The 19,583-nt window shown below is 55.7% G+C and carries 19 protein-coding genes and 1 tRNA gene; 12 read left to right on the top strand and 8 right to left on the bottom strand.

Going from position 1 to position 19,583, the window contains the following annotated elements; translation table 11 throughout:
* Nucleotides 1-175 precede the first annotated feature (175 nt).
* The 4 genes from mnmA (at nucleotide 176) to Q371_RS07890 (ending at nucleotide 3,678) form a co-directional block, all read left to right on the top strand.
* Complete coding sequence (gene mnmA, locus Q371_RS07905; RefSeq protein WP_051963660.1) at nucleotides 176-1,330, top strand: tRNA 2-thiouridine(34) synthase MnmA; 1,155 nt, start codon at nucleotides 176-178, stop codon at nucleotides 1,328-1,330.
* 83 nt (nucleotides 1,331-1,413) lie between these two features.
* Complete coding sequence (locus Q371_RS07900; protein ID WP_211253815.1) at nucleotides 1,414-2,061, top strand: DUF1990 family protein; 648 nt, start codon at nucleotides 1,414-1,416, stop codon at nucleotides 2,059-2,061.
* Complete coding sequence (locus tag Q371_RS07895) at nucleotides 2,058-2,777, top strand: DUF1990 domain-containing protein (RefSeq protein ID WP_034338495.1); 720 nt, start codon at nucleotides 2,058-2,060, stop codon at nucleotides 2,775-2,777. Before Q371_RS07900 ends, Q371_RS07895 begins: the two co-directional genes overlap by 4 nt.
* 115 nt (nucleotides 2,778-2,892) lie before the next feature.
* A complete protein-coding gene (locus tag Q371_RS07890) occupies nucleotides 2,893-3,678 on the top strand; it encodes a hypothetical protein (protein ID WP_157442591.1) in 786 nt (261 codons plus the stop codon).
* On the opposite strand, the gene Q371_RS07885 is transcribed toward Q371_RS07890, so the two are convergent.
* From Q371_RS07885 to Q371_RS07870, 4 genes are all read right to left on the bottom strand, one after another.
* Complete coding sequence (locus Q371_RS07885) at nucleotides 3,652-4,230, bottom strand: hypothetical protein (protein ID WP_157442590.1); 579 nt, start codon at nucleotides 4,228-4,230, stop codon at nucleotides 3,652-3,654. The genes Q371_RS07890 and Q371_RS07885 overlap by 27 nt on opposite strands.
* Nucleotides 4,231-4,423: 193 nt before the next feature.
* The gene (locus Q371_RS07880) at nucleotides 4,424-5,455 is read right to left on the bottom strand and encodes an SIS domain-containing protein (protein ID WP_034338489.1); all 1,032 of its coding nucleotides are present in this window, start codon (nucleotides 5,453-5,455) and stop codon (nucleotides 4,424-4,426) included.
* Nucleotides 5,448-6,545 (bottom strand): N-acetylglucosamine-6-phosphate deacetylase, encoded by a 1,098-nt coding sequence (gene nagA, locus Q371_RS07875; RefSeq protein ID WP_034338487.1) that lies wholly within the window; start codon nucleotides 6,543-6,545, stop codon nucleotides 5,448-5,450. Before nagA ends, Q371_RS07880 begins: the two co-directional genes overlap by 8 nt.
* A 148-nt stretch (nucleotides 6,546-6,693) precedes the next feature.
* Nucleotides 6,694-7,458: a GntR family transcriptional regulator gene (locus Q371_RS07870; RefSeq protein ID WP_245618281.1), complete on the bottom strand. Its 765-nt coding sequence runs from the start codon at nucleotides 7,456-7,458 to the stop codon at nucleotides 6,694-6,696.
* Nucleotides 7,459-7,598: 140 nt separating this feature from the next.
* Here Q371_RS07870 and Q371_RS07865 point away from each other — a divergent pair, with 140 nt between their 5' ends.
* The gene (locus tag Q371_RS07865) at nucleotides 7,599-8,477 is read left to right on the top strand and encodes an N-acetylmuramic acid 6-phosphate etherase (protein ID WP_034338485.1); all 879 of its coding nucleotides are present in this window, start codon (nucleotides 7,599-7,601) and stop codon (nucleotides 8,475-8,477) included.
* 100 nt (nucleotides 8,478-8,577) lie between these two features.
* Here the strand turns inward: Q371_RS07865 and Q371_RS07860 are convergent, their stop codons facing one another.
* The gene (locus Q371_RS07860) at nucleotides 8,578-10,002 is read right to left on the bottom strand and encodes a WGR domain-containing protein (protein ID WP_034338483.1); all 1,425 of its coding nucleotides are present in this window, start codon (nucleotides 10,000-10,002) and stop codon (nucleotides 8,578-8,580) included.
* Nucleotides 10,003-10,183: 181 nt separating this feature from the next.
* A complete protein-coding gene (locus tag Q371_RS07855; protein WP_034338481.1) occupies nucleotides 10,184-11,839 on the bottom strand; it encodes a 30S ribosomal protein S1 in 1,656 nt (551 codons plus the stop codon).
* A 414-nt stretch (nucleotides 11,840-12,253) separates the two neighbouring features.
* Here Q371_RS07855 and trxB point away from each other — a divergent pair, with 414 nt between their 5' ends.
* From trxB to Q371_RS07835, 4 genes are all read left to right on the top strand, one after another.
* Complete coding sequence (trxB, locus tag Q371_RS07850) at nucleotides 12,254-13,186, top strand: thioredoxin-disulfide reductase (protein ID WP_034338478.1); 933 nt, start codon at nucleotides 12,254-12,256, stop codon at nucleotides 13,184-13,186.
* 148 nt (nucleotides 13,187-13,334) lie between these two features.
* Nucleotides 13,335-14,114 carry a carboxypeptidase-like regulatory domain-containing protein gene (locus Q371_RS25505; protein WP_051963655.1) on the top strand — a complete coding sequence of 260 codons (780 nt, stop codon included), beginning with the start codon at nucleotides 13,335-13,337 and terminating at the stop codon, nucleotides 14,112-14,114.
* Nucleotides 14,115-14,123: 9 nt separating this feature from the next.
* The gene (locus tag Q371_RS07840) at nucleotides 14,124-14,660 is read left to right on the top strand and encodes a hypothetical protein (protein WP_034338475.1); all 537 of its coding nucleotides are present in this window, start codon (nucleotides 14,124-14,126) and stop codon (nucleotides 14,658-14,660) included.
* Between the two features lie 8 nt (nucleotides 14,661-14,668).
* The gene (locus Q371_RS07835) at nucleotides 14,669-15,133 is read left to right on the top strand and encodes an HD domain-containing protein (RefSeq protein ID WP_034338473.1); all 465 of its coding nucleotides are present in this window, start codon (nucleotides 14,669-14,671) and stop codon (nucleotides 15,131-15,133) included.
* A gap of 16 nt (nucleotides 15,134-15,149) precedes the next feature.
* On the opposite strand, the gene Q371_RS07830 is transcribed toward Q371_RS07835, so the two are convergent.
* A complete protein-coding gene (locus Q371_RS07830; RefSeq protein WP_034338470.1) occupies nucleotides 15,150-16,001 on the bottom strand; it encodes a lipase family protein in 852 nt (283 codons plus the stop codon).
* 357 nt (nucleotides 16,002-16,358) lie between these two features.
* On the opposite strand from Q371_RS07830, the gene Q371_RS07825 reads away from it, so the two are divergent.
* Nucleotides 16,359-16,433 (top strand) — tRNA-Glu (locus tag Q371_RS07825).
* Between the two features lie 127 nt (nucleotides 16,434-16,560).
* Here the strand turns inward: Q371_RS07825 and Q371_RS07820 are convergent.
* Nucleotides 16,561-17,772 (bottom strand): TCR/Tet family MFS transporter, encoded by a 1,212-nt coding sequence (locus Q371_RS07820; RefSeq protein ID WP_245618279.1) that lies wholly within the window; start codon nucleotides 17,770-17,772, stop codon nucleotides 16,561-16,563.
* A 262-nt stretch (nucleotides 17,773-18,034) separates the two neighbouring features.
* Here Q371_RS07820 and Q371_RS07815 point away from each other — a divergent pair, with 262 nt between their 5' ends.
* Both Q371_RS07815 and Q371_RS25500 read left to right on the top strand, forming a co-directional pair.
* Nucleotides 18,035-18,658, top strand: a complete 624-nt coding sequence (locus tag Q371_RS07815; protein WP_034338464.1) for a thymidine kinase — start codon at nucleotides 18,035-18,037, stop codon at nucleotides 18,656-18,658.
* A gap of 2 nt (nucleotides 18,659-18,660) precedes the next feature.
* The gene (locus Q371_RS25500; protein ID WP_051963650.1) at nucleotides 18,661-19,476 is read left to right on the top strand and encodes a GNAT family N-acetyltransferase; all 816 of its coding nucleotides are present in this window, start codon (nucleotides 18,661-18,663) and stop codon (nucleotides 19,474-19,476) included.
* Nucleotides 19,477-19,583: the final 107 nt, after the last annotated feature.

Below are 19,583 nucleotides of genomic sequence, written 5' to 3'. Positions count from 1 at the left end.
ATGAAGCGCAAGAGGAAACGAGCTGCGTTGAGTGATGAGTTTCGCTCCACCCTCCTGATGCTTCTCCTTCAGCCTTAACGTGCGTCACCCCTGCCCAATTGTCCCTCCAGTCACACCCGACCTTCCCACCTCTGGTACACTGTTTTATTGTGCTTGATGCACGGAGGTTACACAGATGAACAAGGGCCGTGTGCTTTGCGCCATGTCTGGAGGCGTGGATTCCAGCGTGAGTGCAGCACTTCTCAAAGAACAGGGTTACAGCGTCATTGGCGCCATGATGCGCTTCTGGCCGGACCACAAGCGTGTGGACACCTTTGACACCTGCTGCTCACCAGATGCTGCTTACGAAGCGCGCCGGGTGGCCGATCAGGTGGGGGTGCCGTTTTACCTTCTGGATTACCGCAAGGAATTCGAGGAAAACATCATGCGTCCTTTTGTGGAGGAATACGCTGCCGGGCGCACACCCAACCCCTGTGTCAACTGCAACACCAAAGTCAAATTCGATGCCCTGATCAAAAAAGCCCGCATGCTGGGTTGTGAATATGTGGCCACCGGACATTACGTCAAACGGGTGGACCGTGAAGATGGCACCGTGGAGTTCCACCGCGGCGATGACCCTCGCAAAGACCAGACCTACTTCCTGTGGGGCACCCCCAGAGACGCCCTGAAGCACATCCTCTTTCCGGTCGGGGAGATGGAGAAGCCCAAGGTGCGGGAAATTGCAGAGCAGCATGGCCTCCTCACCGCCAAAAAGCCCGAGTCCCAGAACATCTGCTTTGTGCCTTCCACCATTCAGGAGTACCTGACGGATTTCATTCCACAGGTGCAGGGTTACATGGTGGACATCCACACCGGAGAGATTGTCGGTGAGCACCTCGGGACGCAGTATTACACCATCGGTCAGAAGAAGGGCCTTCACCTTTACAAGTCCAATGTGGTGCGTTATGTGGTGCACATTGACCCCGAGACCAAAATCGTGTGGGTCGGCAACCACGAGGATTGCCACTGGACCACTCTGGGTGCCAGTCAGGTGAATTACCTGCTGGATGTGCAGGATTTGCCCGAGAACCTGGAAGTGCAGGTGCGTTACCGCAGCATGCCTGTAAAGGCCAAACTGCTGCATGCAGATGAAAATGGTTTCCAGCTTGAGTTCCTTGAGCCCCAGTTTGCTGTGGCTCCCGGCCAGAGTGTGGTGCTGTACGATGGAAGCCGTTTGCTGGGAGGCGGAATCATCAATTCCAGAACCCTGCCAACCCCTGAAGTGAAGTACCCCAAACCCAAAAAACCCAAACGCAAGAAAAAGCCGCAACCTCAAATTGAGCAGGCCTGATTTTTGAGGACCAGAACACACTCCTTTGCGGAGTGTGTTTTTTGGTTCAGATGGCGGACCCGTTTGCCCTTACCCTGAAATTCATGGATGTGGATTTGAAAGGCCGGGCGGGTTGGATTTTGCTGGGCCTGATGACAATTCTGGGCCTGTATTTCTGGAGCAAACGGCCTCCCAAACGCAGCCCCCTTCAACTTGCCGATGAGGGGCATGGCCCGTTGATCTACCGCAAATACTGGCTTGATTTCCAGAGTCAGGACCGTGATGCCAGAGACATCTTTGAGGCCATCAAGCAGGATGTGCCCGCTTTTTGTCCGAGTTTGCTGGCGGACTTCAAAAAAATCCGGGGCAAAGAGCAGGTCCTCAAAGTGGGCGATGAGTACGACATCCGCATTTTTGGTCCGTGGAATGGGCGGGTGCGGGTGGTGGAGGTGCAGGAAACCTCATTCACTCTGGCGACCCTGAGGCCCCATCCAGAGGCGGGCCAGATTGTGTTTGAACTGGAGAAGCTCGATGAAGCTTTCCGGTTTTCCATTTCTTCTCAGGCCCGTTCCAGAGATGCTCTGGTGCACCTCGCTTACAGTTTTCTGGGGGGCAACAAAGTTCAGGAGAAGGCGTGGCAAACCTTCTGTGAGCGTGTCGCAGAAGAGGGGGGAGGGGAGACCCTCGGAACATTTCAATCTGAGACCATCGAAGTGCCGTCCAGTCCGGTCAAGGCTGGTGAGGTGGCATGAAAAACCGTCCGCTCTGGGAGATGTACCGGGACCGTCTGGAAAAACTGCCTTCCTTGCAGTTCAACTACGACCCTGAGAAAGTCGAGGCATACAACCAGAGCACCGGTTGGCGTGTGGACTTCCATGAAGTGGAGTTGCCTTCAGAGAACCCCGGCCCACCTGAAGAAGGGGGGGCATTTCAGGTGGCCAAGGGCATCGTTCAGGATTACCGGTTTCCACCTCCTCATCTGATTCAGGGGATTTTTTATCCGGATCGGCCTCTGGCAGAAAGGTACATGCTGCTCAAGGCGCACTTTCTGGGCTTCACCTTCTTTTTTGGGGTTCGGATTGGTGGCTTGATTGACACCATCACCGAGACCCAAGAAGGGCGTGAGCAGGTGTGGGGATACCATTACCGCACGTTGCAAGGCCATTTCGAAAAAGGCCAGATTGATTTTCTGGTGGTGAAAAACCTGGACACGGGCAAGGTGTATTTTCGGATTCAGGCGTATTCCAGACCTGACAAAATCGAGAACTTTTTTTACCGCATTGGATTCTGGCTGTTTGGCCGTCCATTGCAGTTGTATTTTGCCAGAGCCTCCAAGAAACGGATGGTTCAACTGGTTCAGGCCGAGTTGCAGGGCAAGCGGGCACCTGCAAGCCCTCCTGTGGAACCTGTTTCACGCAACCCTGAGGCCCGTGAAGCCCTGCAAAAAGTCAAAGAACAGGAGTCCTGACGTGATAGGATACAGCATGGCAATTCGATATTTACAGAATGCATGGCAGCATTTAGACCACCATGCCCGCCCTTACGAGAGGGTTGCCTTTCAACATGCGTTTCAGCATGCTTCCATGGATCCCGTTTTGGAAGCGCTTCAAAATCACCAGAACGAAGACGGAGGCTTTCAAGCCCTGTTTGAACCCGATTGCCGGGCCACTCACTCTTCAGCCCTCGCCACCAGCATGGCCCTGCGTGAAGCCCGAAGGCTCGGGCTACCCGCCACCGAACCGATGGTGCAATTCGCCATCAAATACCTGCTGGACACCTTGCAGGAAGACACCCTGACCTGGCCCATCGTGCCCCCAGAGGTCCAGCAATTTGACCATGCGCCTTGGTGGGACAACGCCGATGGCACCCTGCTGGAGCGTTTCTCTGGATGCAAACTGAACCCCAGAGCGGATTTGCTCGGGTCCATGTGGGCTTATGCAGAACTTTTGCCTGAAGACCTGCTGGTTCAACTGACCGAAGGTGTTTTGCAAGACGCCCGAGAAGCCACCGAAATGCACGACCTGATCTGCCTTTCGCACCTTTTGGGCACCGAAGAACTGCCAGAGGAGCACCGTGAACCTTTGCTGGAGGTGTTCAGATCACGCATCATCCAGACCATCCCTGCTACCCGTGAAGCCATGCAGGGCTATGTCTTGCTGCCTTTGCAGATTGCTCCAACGCCAGAGCATCCTCTGGCCTTCGATCTGGAAGAGGCTGTGCAGGTGCAACTCGAAATGCTGCTGGAAACCCAAAAACCCCAGGGCCACTGGGAAGCCAGTTGGTCCTGGGGCAATCTGTCGGCAGATCAGGATTGGAAAAGCATCCTGACGTTTCAGAATGTGTCAGCCTTGCAGGCCTGGGGTTTGTGATTCGCTGCTGACCGGATCGGCCTTTTTGAATTTGGTGGCTTCCAGATAGGCGTGGTAATTCAGGTATTTCAGCCATCCGGCAGCAGTGAGGGCACCCAGCTGGTTGTGCTCCACTTTCTGCTCTTTGCCGTTGGCCAGAGCCTCCTGACCTTCACGCAGGGTTTCTTTGCGCACTTCTGCAAACTGGTTCATCAGGTCTTCCCAGGTGGCATCGTCGGAAGGATAATACTCGTGGGAGGAGTCCATCTGGAAGTCCTGACCGTTGAACACCTTCAGGCGGTGGGTGCCCCAGCGTTCAATGGCAATGATGTGCCCGAGTTGCTTGCGGTTCTCGGGGGTGTCGGGCAGGTCGCGGAATTTGCGGGCAAGTTGCACCTGTGTGTCTTCAAGGGCTTTCAAGAGTTGTGAAGGGTTTTGTTTGCGGGCTGGAAAGTCCAGCACACCGTTGGCAATCACGTGGGTGAGGTTTTTGTCTCTGAGGTACCATGCGAGGCCCCCGAGTGCTGCAAGTCCAATGACATGTCTGGCTTTGATTCCCATAACTTTCAGCATAAGAAATTCCAGATGTGAAAGCAGGGACAATTTTCACAAATCACTGTTCCAGATTTTGAACTTTGAGCGGGTCACTGAATTTGAGGCCAAAACCTGTTTGATGTCATCCCATGTGAATGTCCCCCACGCTTGCCGCAGCATGGGGGAAGAGGAAAGGGAGGAGAGGACGATGGAGCCTTGCCGTGCTCCGTGGTTAAACCGTTAAAGTCACCTTCTTCAGGTGGGGAGGATTGTCAGGATTGAGGTTGCGTGCCAGAGCCACATGCCCGCTGAACAGGTAGAACGGAAGGATGTTCACCAGAGGGTCCAGCAAAGGATGCGCTGACGCAGGGGTGATGATCTGGGTGGCCCGTTTCAGGTCGCTGGAAGCCCCGATGGTCAGCAAGTCTGCCCCTCTGGCTTCCAGATCCTGATAGGCTTGCTCGTTCAGGGGATGGGTGACATCGCGGGTCTGGTAGGCCAGAATCGGAAACCCTTGCTCAATGATGCGGGTGGGTCCGTGGCTGAATTCGGCGGTGGAATAAGCCTCTGCGTGGATTCCGGTGGTTTCTTTGAGTTTCAGTGCGGATTCATGGGCAATCCCGAAATGGGGTCCACGGGCCAGAATCACCATGCTGGAAGCGTAGCGGTAACGGTCTGCGGTGAGCCTCAGGGTGTCTTCGAGGTGCAAAGCCTGTTCTTGCACCTCTGGAAGGGCATGAAGGGCTTCTTTGAGGTCTGCATCACCCTCAGCGAGCAGGTGCAGGAAAGCAGCGGCACTGGCCACAAAGCTCTTGGTGGCTGCCACAGCACGCTCGGGGCCTGCCTGCATGGGCAGCAGGAACTCTGCGGTTTTGGCCAGAGGGGAATCCACATTGTTGGTGATCGCCAGGGTGATGGCTCCCCCCTCGCGGGCAGACCGCACCGATTCCACCACATCTGGAGAGGCCCCGGACTGGGAAATCGCAATCACCAGACCCCGTTGCAGGTTCAGGGTGCGCTTGTACACACTGCTGACGCTGGGGGCAAAGCTGGCCACCGGAATCCCGAGGGTCAGTTCGATGGCGTACTTCAGGTACAGGCTGGCGTGGTCGCTGGACCCTCTGGCAATGGTGACCGCGAACAAGGGCTGCCGTTCCTGAATCACCTGCCAGAGCTGTTCCACACGGGACTGGTTTTGTTCCAGCAGGCGACGGATCACCTGTGGGGCTTCTCGGGTTTCCTGTAGCATGAGGGGATCACTCATGGATGCTCCTTCCACCAACAATGGTGTCGATGACATTGAGGTTGTCGTCCAGAACGACGAAATCTGCGCGTTTGCCGGATTGAATGCTGCCCCGGTCCTTCAGGCCCAGATAGGTTGCAGGCACAGCACTGAGCATGCTGGAAGCTTCTTCCAGAGGCACGCCCAGCCCGACGGCATTTCTGAGGGCCTGATCGAGGGTCAGCAAACTGCCTGCGATGGTGCCATCGGACAGGCTGGCTTTGTTGTTTTTGACGTAAACGGTCTGTCCACCCAGACTGCTTTCGCCGTCTCCCAGTCCAGCAGCCCGCATGGCATCGGTGATCAGCATCAACTTGCCGGGCTTGAGTTGCCTTGCCAGTTCAAAACTGCCTGCATGCACGTGGTGCAGGTCCAGAATCAGTTCTGCATACACGTTTTTGCTGATGAGCACAGCACCGGGAATGCTGGGATCGCGCCCGGTCAATCCGCCCATGGCATTGAACAGGTGTGTGGCGGCCACCGTTCCACCCAGAGCTTCAGCCGTTTGAATGAACCTCATCACCTGATCAAAGGTGGCTCTGGTGTGCCCGATGCTGATCCGCACTCCGGCCTCAATCAGTCTGGGCAGGCTTTCGGTGACCCCTGCAATTTCTGGGGCAACTGTGGTCAGCCGGATGATGTCCAGTGTCAGGATCTCCTCCAGCAACTCTGGGGTGGGGGAGATGGCAAACGGAGGTTGTGCCCCGAGCCGTCCAGAACTGATGAAGGGGCCTTCGAGGTGCACGCCGGGCAAGTCTGCCCCATGCCGGATGCTCTGGGCTTCCTTGGCGGCTTTCAAGGCGTCCACGATGTTTTCCCAAGGATTGGTGATGGTGGTTGCCAGCACGGAAGTGGTGCCGTGCTCTGCATGGAACATCCGCAATTTTTGAAGGCCTTCCAGTCCATCCATGGTGTCTCCACCGGCTCCACCGTGGTTGTGGGTGTCGATGAAGCCGGGCAAGATGAAGTGCTTCCCCTGACGGGTGGGTCGCAATTCTTCAATGCGGTCCGAAAAGGAAATGCTGGCGTTCTGAAATCCGTTGGGGGTGAGCACGCGTCCTTGAATCTGCATGGGGAATCTCCTGAGGCAAGAGGGGACCTTCCTGCGCGGGAACGCAGGTGGGCGGGGAACATGGGAATGGGAGGGGACAGGTGATCCTCTGAAGCCTGCCTTTGGGCAGCTTCAAGGTTTTGAAAGGTCCAAAAGGTCCAGAGGGGTTTTACATGCCGGTTTTCAGTTCCACGATGAAGTCATACATGTCTCCGCGGTAACTGGAGACCACGTATTCCAGCAAACGTCCGTCCTGATCCCAGGTGATGCGCTCGGTGTGCAAAACCGCAGAGTTCTTGGGCAAATTCAGCAGGTGGGCGGTTTCTGCATCTGCACTTTTGGCCCGCAAATGCTGCAATGCCCGCGAGGGATAATGCCCCTGTCTTTGCAAGAAGGTGTACAGCGAATGGTTTTCGATGTCTTCTCTGGACAGGTTGATTTGCAGAATGTTGATGGGCAGCACACTGGTTTCGATGGCCAGAGGAATGTCGTTGGCGGTCCTCAGGCGTTTCAGACGGTACACTTCTTGATTGGGGCTGATCCCGAGGTTGAGGGCTTCAACCGGATTGGGACGGGAACGCTCAAACGAAATCACTTTTGCGCCCGGAACCATGCCTCTGGCCCGCATGTCATCGCTGAAACTGGTCAGGGAGCTCAGGGACTGCATGATGCGTTTGGAAGCCACATAGGTTCCACTTCCCCGTTTGCGGGTGAGGCGCTCACGTTCTTCCAGAACGGTCAGTGCCTGCCGGATGGTCACGCGGGAAACGTTGAAGGCCTGTGTGAGGTCCCGTTCAGACGGAAGTGCACTGCCCTCGGTGAAGACCTGTTCGTCGATCATCTTCTCCAGAATCCCAGCGACCTGCAGGTACATGGGAGTGGAGTCGGTGGGATTGAGGCTCTTCGAAGCCTGGGTCAGCACATCGTGTAACATAGATACCATCATAATACCACTTCTAGGCTTTTTGGCAATCACCTCCCTTATTGGTATTATACTGGTATTATTATGGTATGGAGGGACCGGGTTAGACACCTGACCCATGCACACCAAAACGCGCAACATCAGGGGGCAACATGACCAGCACCGAAGCCATCACATCCGAAACCGGCATCCTCAACCCACAAGACACCGTGGGGGCAGTCCTCACCCTTGTGCAGGATCAGGCAGAGGCCGCTCTGGCCGTTCAAAGGGCCGCCCAGAGCATCGCCACTGCCGCAGAAAATGCTGCATACCACCTCAAACAAGGGGGGCGCTTGATTTATGCAGGTGCAGGCACCAGCGGACGTCTGGCCGCTCTGGACGCTGCCGAACTGCCTCCCACCTTCAGCTGGCCCTTTGAAAAATCCATTTCCCTGCTGGCCGGAGGCGCAGCAGCAGAATGGACCGCTCAGGAAGCCGCCGAAGACGATGAAAACGCAGGCTTTCAAGAAGCAGACCGCTTGAACCCCTCAAGGCACGATGTGTTCATCATGGTGGCAGCGTCTGGTCGCACCCCTTACACACTGGGCGTGCTCAAACGTGCCCACTTGGCCGGAGCCCTCACCATTGGTGTGGCCAACAACCCCGGTGCCCCTTTGCTGGAGCAGTCCGACTGCCCCATCTTGCTGGAAACCGGTCCAGAGGTCATCAACGGTTCCACCCGCCTGAAAGCCGGAACCGCCCAGAAAATCACCCTCAACACCCTGAGCTCCACCATCATGCTCAGGCTGGGCAAAATCTACAACAACCTGATGGTGGACATGAAAGCCACCAACCTGAAACTCTACAACCGGGCCATCCAGATGGTGCTCTCCTGCGTGGAAACCACCCCAGAGGCAGCCAAATCAGCTCTGGAGGCCAGCGATTGGCAGGTCAAAACCGCCATCGTCATGATCAAGCATGGGCTCGGGGTTGCAGAAGCCCGTGTGTTGCTGGACCAGCACGACTGGGACCTCAGCGAACTTTGCAGGTAGACCCCTTACCCCCTGTACCCCCTCGCATCAAGAGCTGTCCCCCTCATTGAGGGGGACAGTTTCGAGTGGAACGAGAAACAGGGGGAGCAGGGGGTAGGACTCAATCCAGCTTGCGAATCTCGCCGATCACACGGTAGAAGCCGTTGGTCTCGGCGACCTCATCCACCAGATAACGGGCACCTTCTTCACGCAGGTCTTTGGGGAACTGCACGTTCCAGTTGTCGTGGTACCCTTCGGATTCCACACGAACACGCAGTTTTCCACCTTCCTTCAGGCACTTCAGGACCACGCCCTGCCCAGAGTACTGGGCACTCTGGAGGGTCTGGCGTTGCAGCGGAGCGGTGGCCTGTCCAGCCTGCGCCTTGATGTCCTTGACGGTGGGCAACTGGCCTTGTTGGGCAGCAGCAATCGCAGCAGGGGAGGCGTCGATCATGGCCAGAGAACCATCGGTGGTCACGATGAACAGGCGCTCGTTCAGGTACTGCATGGACAGGGCCGAGCCGCAGCCAGAGTTCAGTTTCCACAGGCGGGTGCCGTCTTTGGAGAAGGCATAAATGGCGCTGGAGTTGTCGCCAGCAAAGATGTACTCGCCGTCCGGACTGGAAGCGCAGGAGAACACCGCAGAGTCGCACTTGTAGGTTTGTTCCAGATTGCCTTTTTTGTCGAAGCGCTGCACAGCACGCATGGCAGTGGCGGCATACACGTGGGTTTCGTCCTGCCAGCCGAAGAGCACCGAGCCGTTGGTTTTGGCTTTCCAGAGTTCGATTCCGCTCTGGAGATCGTAAGCGGCCACGCCACCAGAGTGACCGTGGTACACCCCTGCATCGTCCATGCGAACCATCCAGCCTGCACTGCCGTTCTGGGAGATGTTGCCCCACTGGTTTTCGCTTTCAGGGTTGAAGGCATACACGTTTCCGCGTGAGTCAGAAACCCCGAGCACACCGTTGTGGATGTCCAGCCAGTAGATGTCCACGCTTTCATCGATGTTGTAGGCCACAAAGGGGATTTTTCCGGTCAGGTCGTACACGTTGCCGTCATCGCAGCCTGCGTACATGAACATGCCGTCGCTGACCAGACACTTGACCCCCTCGGGAAGCTGGAAGGTGCTGAGGGTTTCGCCGGTGTGGTCCACTGCGATGACTTTTCCGGCCTGGTTGCCCACCCAGACCCGCTCGGTGTCAGCATAAATCCCGAAAGCACTGGAGCCGGTTTTCATGCGCCAGAGCACCGGAGCCCGGTTGGTGGAGGTGGCTGGTCTGACTTCCTCCACGCTGCGCCGGGTGATGGAGCGCTTTTGGCGCACCCCCTGAACGGCGTCTTCGTAGCCTTTGCGTTTTTTCTCTTTGATTTTTTTGTCGGCCTCGGCTTTGGCTTTTTCGAAGCTCGGGAAGGCTTTTTGCTGGCTCTGTCCATCGGTGCCGATGCGGCCATAGCGGATGGTCAGATTGACATCGTCAATGGTGACTTCATAAAACTTGTGTTCTGCGCCGTTGGGGTCGGAATACTCGAGGTAGTGTTTTTCCATGGTTTTAAACTCCGTTGACTTCTGTGGATGTGGAATCCTTCAGATTACGAAATGGTAACATTTCTTGCTGTGGTTGTGCACAGGTAAAAATCCGCGTAAATCCTGCTTTGATTACGATTATAACATAACACGAGGACAAAAAGAAAGGAGGGCCGAAGCCCTCCCATTCGAACAAAGAGGATTACTCTTTGCCTTCTTCTTTCTTGCCACCGATGCCGAACTGGGCAAACAGGTCGGCGTACACGTCGCCGAGCTTGGTGGAGATTTTGCCGCTGGAAGCACTGGTGGTGCTTTCTTTGGCGTAGCTGTAGTCGTAGTCAAAGCCATCGCGCTTGCGACGGTTGCCGCCACCTTGACCACCGCGGTTGCCACCGGTGCCCATGGCACGGTCGCCACGCTCGCCGCCACCTTGTTTGGTGTAGTCGCGGGCAGGGCCGTCGTAGGGAATGGTGCGCTTGCGGCTCAGGCTGGCACGCTGCTCAACGGGATCGATGTTCAGGATCACAGCGTCGATCTCGTCGCCACGCTTGAACAGTTCAGCGGGGTTGGTGACGCGGTCGTGGCTGAGTTCGCTGATGTGGATCAGACCCTCGATGCCTTCTTCGATCTCCATGAACACACCGAAGTCGGTGATGCCAGTGATCTTGCCCTTGACGGGGGTGCCGGGGGGCAGACGGTCAGGCAGGGTGGACCAGGGATCTTCGGTGGTCTGGCGCAGACCGAGGCTGATGCGACGGTCTTTGTTGTCGATGCGCAGGACAACGGCCTCGACGGTGTCGCCGACTTTGACCATTTCCTGGGGATGACGGATGCGCTTGGTCCAGCTCATTTCGGTGACGTGGATCAGGCCTTCGAGACCGGGCTCGAGTTCCACAAAAGCGCCGAAGTTGGTCAGGTTGGTGACTTTGCCAGAGACGCGCTCACCAATCTGGTACTTCTCAACAGCACTCTGCCAGGGATCGTTCTGCAGGGACTTCATGCTGAGGTTGATGCGCTCGCGGTCGCCATCCAGATCAATCACTTGAACTTGGACTTTGTCGCCGAGTTTGACCACTTCTTTGGGGTGGTTGAAACGGGCGTGGGTCAGTTCGCTGCGGTGCACCAGTCCGTCCAGACCGCCGAGGCTGACGAACACACCGAAATCGGTGATTTCGACCACTTCGCCTTCGAGGACAGCGCCAGATTCCAGTTTGCCGAGGGTGTCGGCTTTGGCTTTGGCTTTGCGGTCTTCCATGATGGAGCGGTGGGAGATGATCACACGGTTGCGTTTTTTGTTGAGCTCGATCAGCTTGACTTCGAGGGGTTTACCCACGTAAGGGCTGAGGTCGTTCACGCGACGGGTGTCCACCTGAGAAGCAGGCAGGAACGCACGGATGCCTTCAATGGAAGCCACCAGACCGCCACGGACTTTCTCGAGGATGTCAACGGTGAATTCCTTGCCATCTTTGAACAAGTTATCCAGCACGCGCCAGCCGCGATCCTGATCAGCGCGACGTTTGCTCAGCACAATGGTGGAGTTGGGCAGATCCACGCGAACCACGTAGGCTTCGATTTGGTCGCCTGCTTTGAAGAGCTCCTGTGCTTGCTCTTGGGTGATGGGTTCATCGTGAATCTGGCTGAAGGGAATGACACCTTCAACTTTGGCCCCAACATCCACATGGATACCTTCGCTGGAAATGAACACCACGGTGCCATTCACCACGTCGCCGCGCTGGGGCTCTTTGTATTGAACTTCGGTGCTCAGCACGTCTTCCATGGTCATGGCGGGGTATTCGCGAGTGGTATCGGTGGTCTGAGCGGTCTCGTTGACCGGGGTCTGAGTAGCCTTGTCTTCCATTAACTATGTTCCTCCTTAAACCATCCTGGCCCAAAAGCCACAAATGGCAACATCTCATTGTACACAGTTGGACCCCCCTGAGTAAAGCCCTTTGCCCATGTGTACGCAAAATCTTCTCATTTGTAACAGAAAACCAAATTCGTCTGGAACAGAACGCCAGAGGACATTTGCCCGAACCATCCAGAGTAAATTGAAGCCACAAGAGGGCAGACAGGTCGGACCCTTTCCCTTCTCCCGACCTCGCAGGCAGTCACTCTCTTGGTAACATTGCATGCAACACCTCCTCGCGCAGGCAACACCCTCAGGTTCTCTGGGGGTGTTGCTGTTTTGGAGTCAGCTGTATTGACTTATCAAATCACCATTGCCATTGAACCCTTGCAGTATCATGACCGTACTTTCTGGAGGAGACCTTCTATGGAACACTACGACATCATCATCATTGGCGGCGGACCCGCAGGACTGACCGCCGGAATTTATGCCGGTCGCGCCAACCTCAAAACCGTGATCATCGAAAAAGGCCAACCCGGAGGCCAGATCGCCCAGACCGAAGAGGTCGAAAACTACCCCGGCTTCCCCGAGCCCATCAGCGGCTTTGAACTGTCCCAGCGCATGGTCCAGCAAGCAGAGCGTTTCGGCAGTCCTCTGGTCATGGACGAGGTTCAGGGCATCGAGAAAGTGGATGGTGGCTTCAAAGTCACCGGCTACGACACCACCTACTTCGGAAAAATGGTGATTGTGGCCACCGGAGCCAATCCCAAAGCCCTCCATGTCCCCGGAGAAGAAAAATTCTGGGGCCGTGGTGTGTCCACCTGCGCCACCTGTGACGGTTTCTTCTACCGTGGCAAAAACGTGGTGGTGGTGGGCGGAGGAGACGCCGCCGTAGAGGAGGGTCTGTTCCTCACCAAATTTGCAGACACCGTCACCCTGATCCACCGCCGGGACACCCTGCGTGCCAACAAAGTGGCCCAGCAACGTGCCCTGAACCACCCCAAAATGCGCTTCATCTGGGACACCGTGGTGGAAGAAGTCCTCGGGGATGAAGTCGTGAACGGGGTGCGCCTCAAAAACCTCAAAACCGGCGAAGTCTACGACCACCTGACCGATGGGGTTTTCGTGTTCATTGGTCACGTTCCCAACACCGCGTTCCTCGGAGATCTGGTGAAACTGCGTGAAGATGGATACATCGAAGTGAAAGACGACATCTTCACCTCCACCGACGGGGTGCTGGCCGCCGGAGACGTGAGCGATTACATCTACCGCCAATTGGCCACCAGCGTGGGTGCCGGAACCCGAGCCGCCATGACCGCAGAGAAACTGCTGGCCCACCTCGAAGTCGAACACGCCTGACCCTGAATGCTGATCTGAAAAGACCTCCTCTGAACCAGAGGGGGTCTTTTTTGGATGTGTGATGCGTGCAATCACGCTGGAATCATGCAGGCTTTTGTAACCTCTGGTCACTGCTGGAGATGGTGTCTGGCACAAAAAGAGGTGAATCGTGTCCATCAACGTGTTGAACAACAAAACATTCATGCTGGCTGTCCTGCTGTGTTGTGGGATGGGTCATGCACAGAAACAACCAGGACCTGGAACGGTGCAAGGACAGGTTCTGGATGCCCAGGGCCATCCTGTGGAAGGGGCACAGATCTGGATCAAGCCAGTGGTGACCACAGGTGTTGCTGAAGCCCTGACCGATGAAAAAGGCAGATACCGCATCGAGGGTTTGCCTCCGGTGGGGTATCGTGCTTACGCCTGGATGGAAGTGCCTTACCGGGGCAAAACATTTTGCGTCCGTCTGGCCCAGACCAGCACTGCAGAATACAACCCATTCAATCCACGAGAGGGTCTGGTGCGCAATTTCGTCTGGAAGACCTCTGGACGCATTCCCGATGTCGAACTTTACGACGACATGGGCTACTTCGGAGGCAGCATGCCCTTGATGGCGGCCTTCGGACAGGAGCGTTTTGCCACCCAGAACGACCAGATTGAAGTGGTGTTGACACCTGTGGCTCCCTTGTTGGATGGAAGTCAGGGAAAAACCCTGACCAGAGTGGCGCCAGCGAGGGGCTATGTGCTGGATGTGCCTGTGGGGCCTTACCGCGTGCAGGCGACTTTTATCTCTGCCAAAGGCAAACGTGAAGCGCTCGATGTTTCTGGGGCTGACGGCGATTATGAAAGCCAGACCGTGGTGGAATTCAAACCTGCTCCTGGTCCCTGCAAAGGCAACACCAGCAGTGGCGCAGGTCGTGCATACATTTACTGGAAATTCAGAAATTGAGGTCATGGGATGAAAAAGAGCCTCTTGCTTGTTTGCTTGCTGGTGGGTGCTGCACAAGCCACCCGATACGCCAACAACCTTTCCTTGCTGCAACCCTCTGAGGTTTGTGTTGGATTGCCCATGTTTTACATGGATGGTCGGTACACTTCGAATCCCACCCTCTCTGCGGAAGTGCAACGCATCCTGAGGGGAGAGGCCACCCGTTTGCAAATCAACATTGCAGCCACCCCAGAGGAAGATTGTGTCGGTTATGTCTACCTGACCGTCAACGTGCAAAAAACCATCCGGGGATTCATTTATGTGGCCCATCTGGATCTGGTGTTGCAACAGGCCCAGTTGAATGACCTCACCAGTGCCTACATGAAGACCACAGGCTCTTCTGGAAAAGCCATGTATGCCGACCTCTGGAACGTGGAACAAATGGGCATTTATGAACAAGAAAGCATGCTCAGACCCCTGACCATTGCAGACAGCCTGAACCTGTTTTCCCTCTTTGCAGAGGACTGGAAGGCGGTCCATGCATTCTCAGACCATGACCCTTTATGATGTTTTGAATGCTCGGGAAACTGAAGCGCCTTTCCAAATCGATTTCTGCTGCTCAGGCCCAGCCTGAAGACCAGTGGGCCAAAAGCATCCTCACCCCAGAGGAGTATGGGGTTTACATCCAGATGGACCCCAGAGACCGGGAACATGGCACCCGTGTGGCCCGCACCTTACAAAAGGACCATCCAGAGGCAGAAAATCCGCTGATCGCAGCAGCCATCTTGCACGATTGCGGAAAAAGCATTCGGCCTTATCGGGTGCTGGAACGTGTGCTGGTGGGGCTGGTGCCTTATCGACTGTCCAAATATGTGGCTTCAGAAGGGGTGAAAGTGCGTTTTGCCCACCCTGAAATGGGGTCGGACATGCTTCAAGAGGCTGGTGCCAGACCCGAGGTGGTCCGTCTGGTGCGCTTGCATCACCATCCAGAGTCAGATGCACAGGCTGCACTGCTGTACCAGTACGACCATCTGGAGTGAGCCACTGGAGCAGGGGTCAAAGGCCAAGGGCTTTTTTCAGATGGGTGAACACCTGACCGTGGCTGGCAAAGTGTTTGGCCGGAACCACAGAAGGATGGATGGGAATTTGAAACCGGGTGCCCAGCACATGGGTGCCTTTTTCCATGCCCAGAGCATCTGGCACAGGATCACCATCCACCACAAAATGCTGGAACCTTGAAAGAAGCTCGGGTTGGAGCAGTTGTCGTTCCATGGCTTCCTTCAAAACCAGTGTTCCCAGAGGTGCAGAGCTGAACCCAGTCACTTTGTTTCCTGTGATGAGGCCCGCCATCTGGGCCAGACCTCCACCCAGAGAGTGACCCACCAACTCCACATCGCCAAGTTGATGGTGGATGGTTTGGGCCAGCAAAGCAGCGGTCTGGTAACCGATGGCGTTCCATCCAAGGGTTTCTGCAATGTCCACCCCCGCCTGCAACAGGGCAGAGGGCAGGGTCAGCCACTGCTTTTCGCTGATGCCGCTGTTGGTGCCTCCAAAAACCAGTTTGGTCCTTCCCGTGATGCCACTGCGCACCAGCGTGAAAGCGGTTCCGGTTCCAAAATAGAGGTTCCAACCTGTTCTGCGAGAAGCCACCACCTGCGCTCCCAGCTTCAGGTTTTTGGTGGTCAGAAACATGCTGCCAAATTGCTCTTCCACCTGCGCTCTGGAGGGCATGCCGTACGTCTTTTTTTGCCACGCGGGATAACCTCCCATGCTGAGGGCACAGGACTCCAGAAGGTCCAGCTTCTCGACCAGAGCCCATTTCTGAAAGTGCAAAGAAAGGTGTTCACTGGACACCTGTTTGCAGACTGCAAAAAAAACATCTTGGTGGGGATCTGAAGCAAGGGCCATGTTCTGAGGTCCATGTTAGAGCATTTGACAGAAGCATCAGAGGTTGTCTTTCTGGAAATGGCTTTTTGAAATGGGAGGATTCAAACGAATCCTCCCATTTCACTGATAAACGCAGCAAAGGCTTTGTGTTGGAGGGTTCTTTTGCAGAGGCCTTGAGGGAGCCTCTGAACTTGAGGGTGACCTCAAACCAAACACCAACTTCCTTTTCTGGATTGGCTCCAGTGGGTTTGTGCACAGACATGGACAAAGGGGCAGTTGGATGCTTTTTGAGCTTGGCCTCTGGTCGTCTTCAGGGGGGGTTTACAAAACTCAAATTATTGTGTATCCTTTTTCTCGCCTTGAAGGGGGCCTATGGATGGCCCCATCGTCTAACGGTTAGGACACTACCCTTTCAAGGTAGCGATACGGGTTCGAATCCCGTTGGGGTCACCAAACAGCCCGCCAGCAATGGCGGGCATTTTTTTGTTTCTCGGGATTGGGGTTTTGGATTCAGCAAAAAGCCACCTGCAAAGGTGGCTTTTGTGTTTGAATGGGATGGGTTTTGCACCACGATCCACGATCAGTCGAGGGCTTTGACTTTCATGGGATCATCGTAGCGCTTGCTTTTGAAGGCCCAGATGGCAATGAAGGCCCCGAGCAACATCATGAAGGCCGCCACAAAGAAAGGCATGCCGGGAATGTAAGGGTTTCCAGCCTTCTGGTTGGTGAAGTAAGCGAAGATGCTGGTGGCCAGAATCGGACCAAAAATGCTCACCAGACTCCACAGGCCAGAGAGCGCCCCTTGAATGGCCCCCTGTTCTTTTTCAGAAACATGGCGGGAAACCAGACCCTGAATGGCAGGACCTGCAATGCCCCCGATGGCTCCAATCACGATGATGGCGTACACCATCCAACCCTGAGTGGCCAGACCGTAAGCCACAAACTGGGCCACCCCGATGAACAGGCCAATCAAGATGGCCCGTTTCTCGCCCAGTTTGGGAATCAGCAAGCCCACCAGCACCCCTTGCACCACTGCACCCACCACACCCACAGCCGTCAGGGAGAAGCCGTTGGCTTGAGGCCCCCAACCGTAACGCTCAGCGGTGTAAAGCACCCACACGTTTTGCAGCAACTGGTTGGCCAGGTTGGTCAGCAGGAACATGCCTGTCAGGTTGAACACCACAGGGTACTTCTTCAGCAACTTCAAAGAAGCCAGAGGGTTGGCATTGCGGATGTTGAAGGGTTTGCGGTTTTCGGGCTTGTGGGACTCTGGCAGGATGAAAAAGCCATAAAGCCAATTCAGGAAAGCCAGACCTGCAGCGAAGAAGAAGGGCAGTCGGGTGCTGTATTCACCCAGAAAGCCCCCCACCGCCGGACCGATGATGAAGCCCAGACTGAAGACGGCCCCCATCATGCCGAAGTTCTTGGCGCGGTCCTCGGGTTTGGACACGTCTGCAATATAAGCGGTGGCTGCGGTGATGTTGGCAGCGGTCATGCCTGCAATGATGCGGCCCACCCAGACCCAGCCCAGAGAAGGGGCAAAAGCCAGCAACAGGTAATCCAGTGCAAGGCCAAACAGAGAAACCAGCAAAATGGGTCTGCGTCCGTACTGGTCTGAAAGTCCTCCCAGAATCGGAGAGAAAATAAACTGCACCAGAGAAAACACCGCCACCAGATACCCCAGGGTCAGGGCAGCGTGGGCGGTGTCTTCATGGGCCACTTCTTTGATCAGCTCTGGAAAAATGGGAATGATCAGGCCAAAGCCCAATACATCCAGCAGCAGTGTGATCATGATGAAAGTCAATCCAGCCTGTCGCTTCATCCCTCCAGTACACCACATTATGGTCACAACATCTTGCGCCAATCAGCTTATGTAGGGAAATGGGTGCAAAGTCGAACATGTTTTGCAGGGGATGCTGTGCCTCAAAGACATCTGAATCGGCACCGTTTCAGTCCTGTGGTCTTTTGCTTTTTGCTTGTCTCAGGCCACTTTGAGCGTTCTCTTCCTGAAGCATGGCTGATGTTCGGATGCTTGTGTTAAACTCCCTACAGCCATGCGTGATCGTTTAATGCACACCACAGGTCACCTCGAAGTGATCGTTGGACCGATGTTCTCTGGCAAATCCGAGGAGTTGATCCGCCGGGTGACAAGGGCCGTGATTGCCCGCCAGAGCGTTGCCGTTTTCAAACCCGCCATCGATGACCGTTACCACCAGACACAGGTGGCGAGTCACAATGGGCGCAGCATCGAAGCGCATGCCGTGCAGTCCAGTGAAGACATCCGCAATCTGGTTTACGGAAACACCCCACTCTTGCCTTCAGAGACCGCTTTGCCAGATGTGATTGCCATCGACGAAGCCCAGTTCTTCGATGCCGGTCTGGTCCCTCTGGTCAATGAATTGGCCGATCAAGGGGTCCGGGTGATTCTGGCCGGTCTGGATCAAGATTTTCGCGGTGAACCTTTCAGCTTCATCCCGGAAGTGCTGGCCCGTGCCGAAGTGGTGGACAAACTGACCGCCATTTGTGTGGTTTGTGGAGGTCCAGCCACCCGCACCCAGCGCCTGATTGGCGGCAAACCTGCCCGTTACGATGATCCCATCGTGCTGGTGGGGGCCAGTGAGTCCTATGAAGCCCGTTGCCGTGCCCACCACGAAGTGTTGCAGGCTGTCCTGAGGTAAGCATGTTTTTTCAGCGCAGCAATGCCAGCAAAGATTCGGTCAAGCGCTTTTTGATGCAGGTGCTGGCACAGGACTGCAACACCGTTCCGCAGGCTTTTTCCACAGATGCCCTGATCGTCTGTGAGGCAGGACTGACCCCTGGACGCAGGCGTTTCCCGTTCAGGGACCCTTATTTTTTGATGGTCACTTGCGGTACAGGCACGGTGGTTTCCACCGTGGCCCCCAGAATTGCTGTGGTGCGCCGGATGCTGGAAGGCCTGCACCGAGATGAAATTTTCTCTGGAAAGGGCATGCATCTGCTTTCAGAGTTGGTGGGTCTGGATGGACAGTTTCTGGCCGGACCGGACCTCAAATTCAGTTGCTCCCAGCAGGATTTCACCCCCTGTAAGCCCCCCAGAGGCTTGCGCATGGAGGTGCTGCAAAACAGTGCCATCCACCAGCTTTACCAGACAGATGGGTTTCGCCATGCCCTCAGGTACTCAGAGCATTCCAGCAGACCAGACACCATTGCAGTGGCAGGTTACCTCGACAATGACCTGATCGGGGTTGCCGGGGCCTGCGCCGACACAGATGACCTCTGGCAAATTGGTGTGGATGTGCTGCCCGGCATTCAGGCCAAGGGGGTTGGGAAAGCACTGGTCAGCGAACTGACCCAGAAGGTGCTCAAAGTGGGCAAAATCCCTTATTATTCCACCAGCATTGCCAACCTCCACTCCAGGAATCTGGCCCATGCTCTGGGGTATTTTTCAGTCTGGACCGAGATTTACGCTGTTGCAGAGAAAAAACTGGAACCTGTGACCCGTCTGGGTAGGTACTGAACCAAAGGCATCATCCAGCAGCTCTGGCTTTTTGTGCGTGTTGTGTCTGGTGAATCCACAGGGCCATTTCGCAAAGCATTCCAGAGGCAAAAAACACTTCACCTCTG

This window comes from Deinococcus misasensis DSM 22328 (assembly GCF_000745915.1).
GTDB classification, from domain to species: domain Bacteria; phylum Deinococcota; class Deinococci; order Deinococcales; family Deinococcaceae; genus Deinococcus_C; species Deinococcus_C misasensis.
Note: the sequence above shows the minus strand (reverse complement) of the source record. Positions and strands in the feature narration are given on the sequence as shown.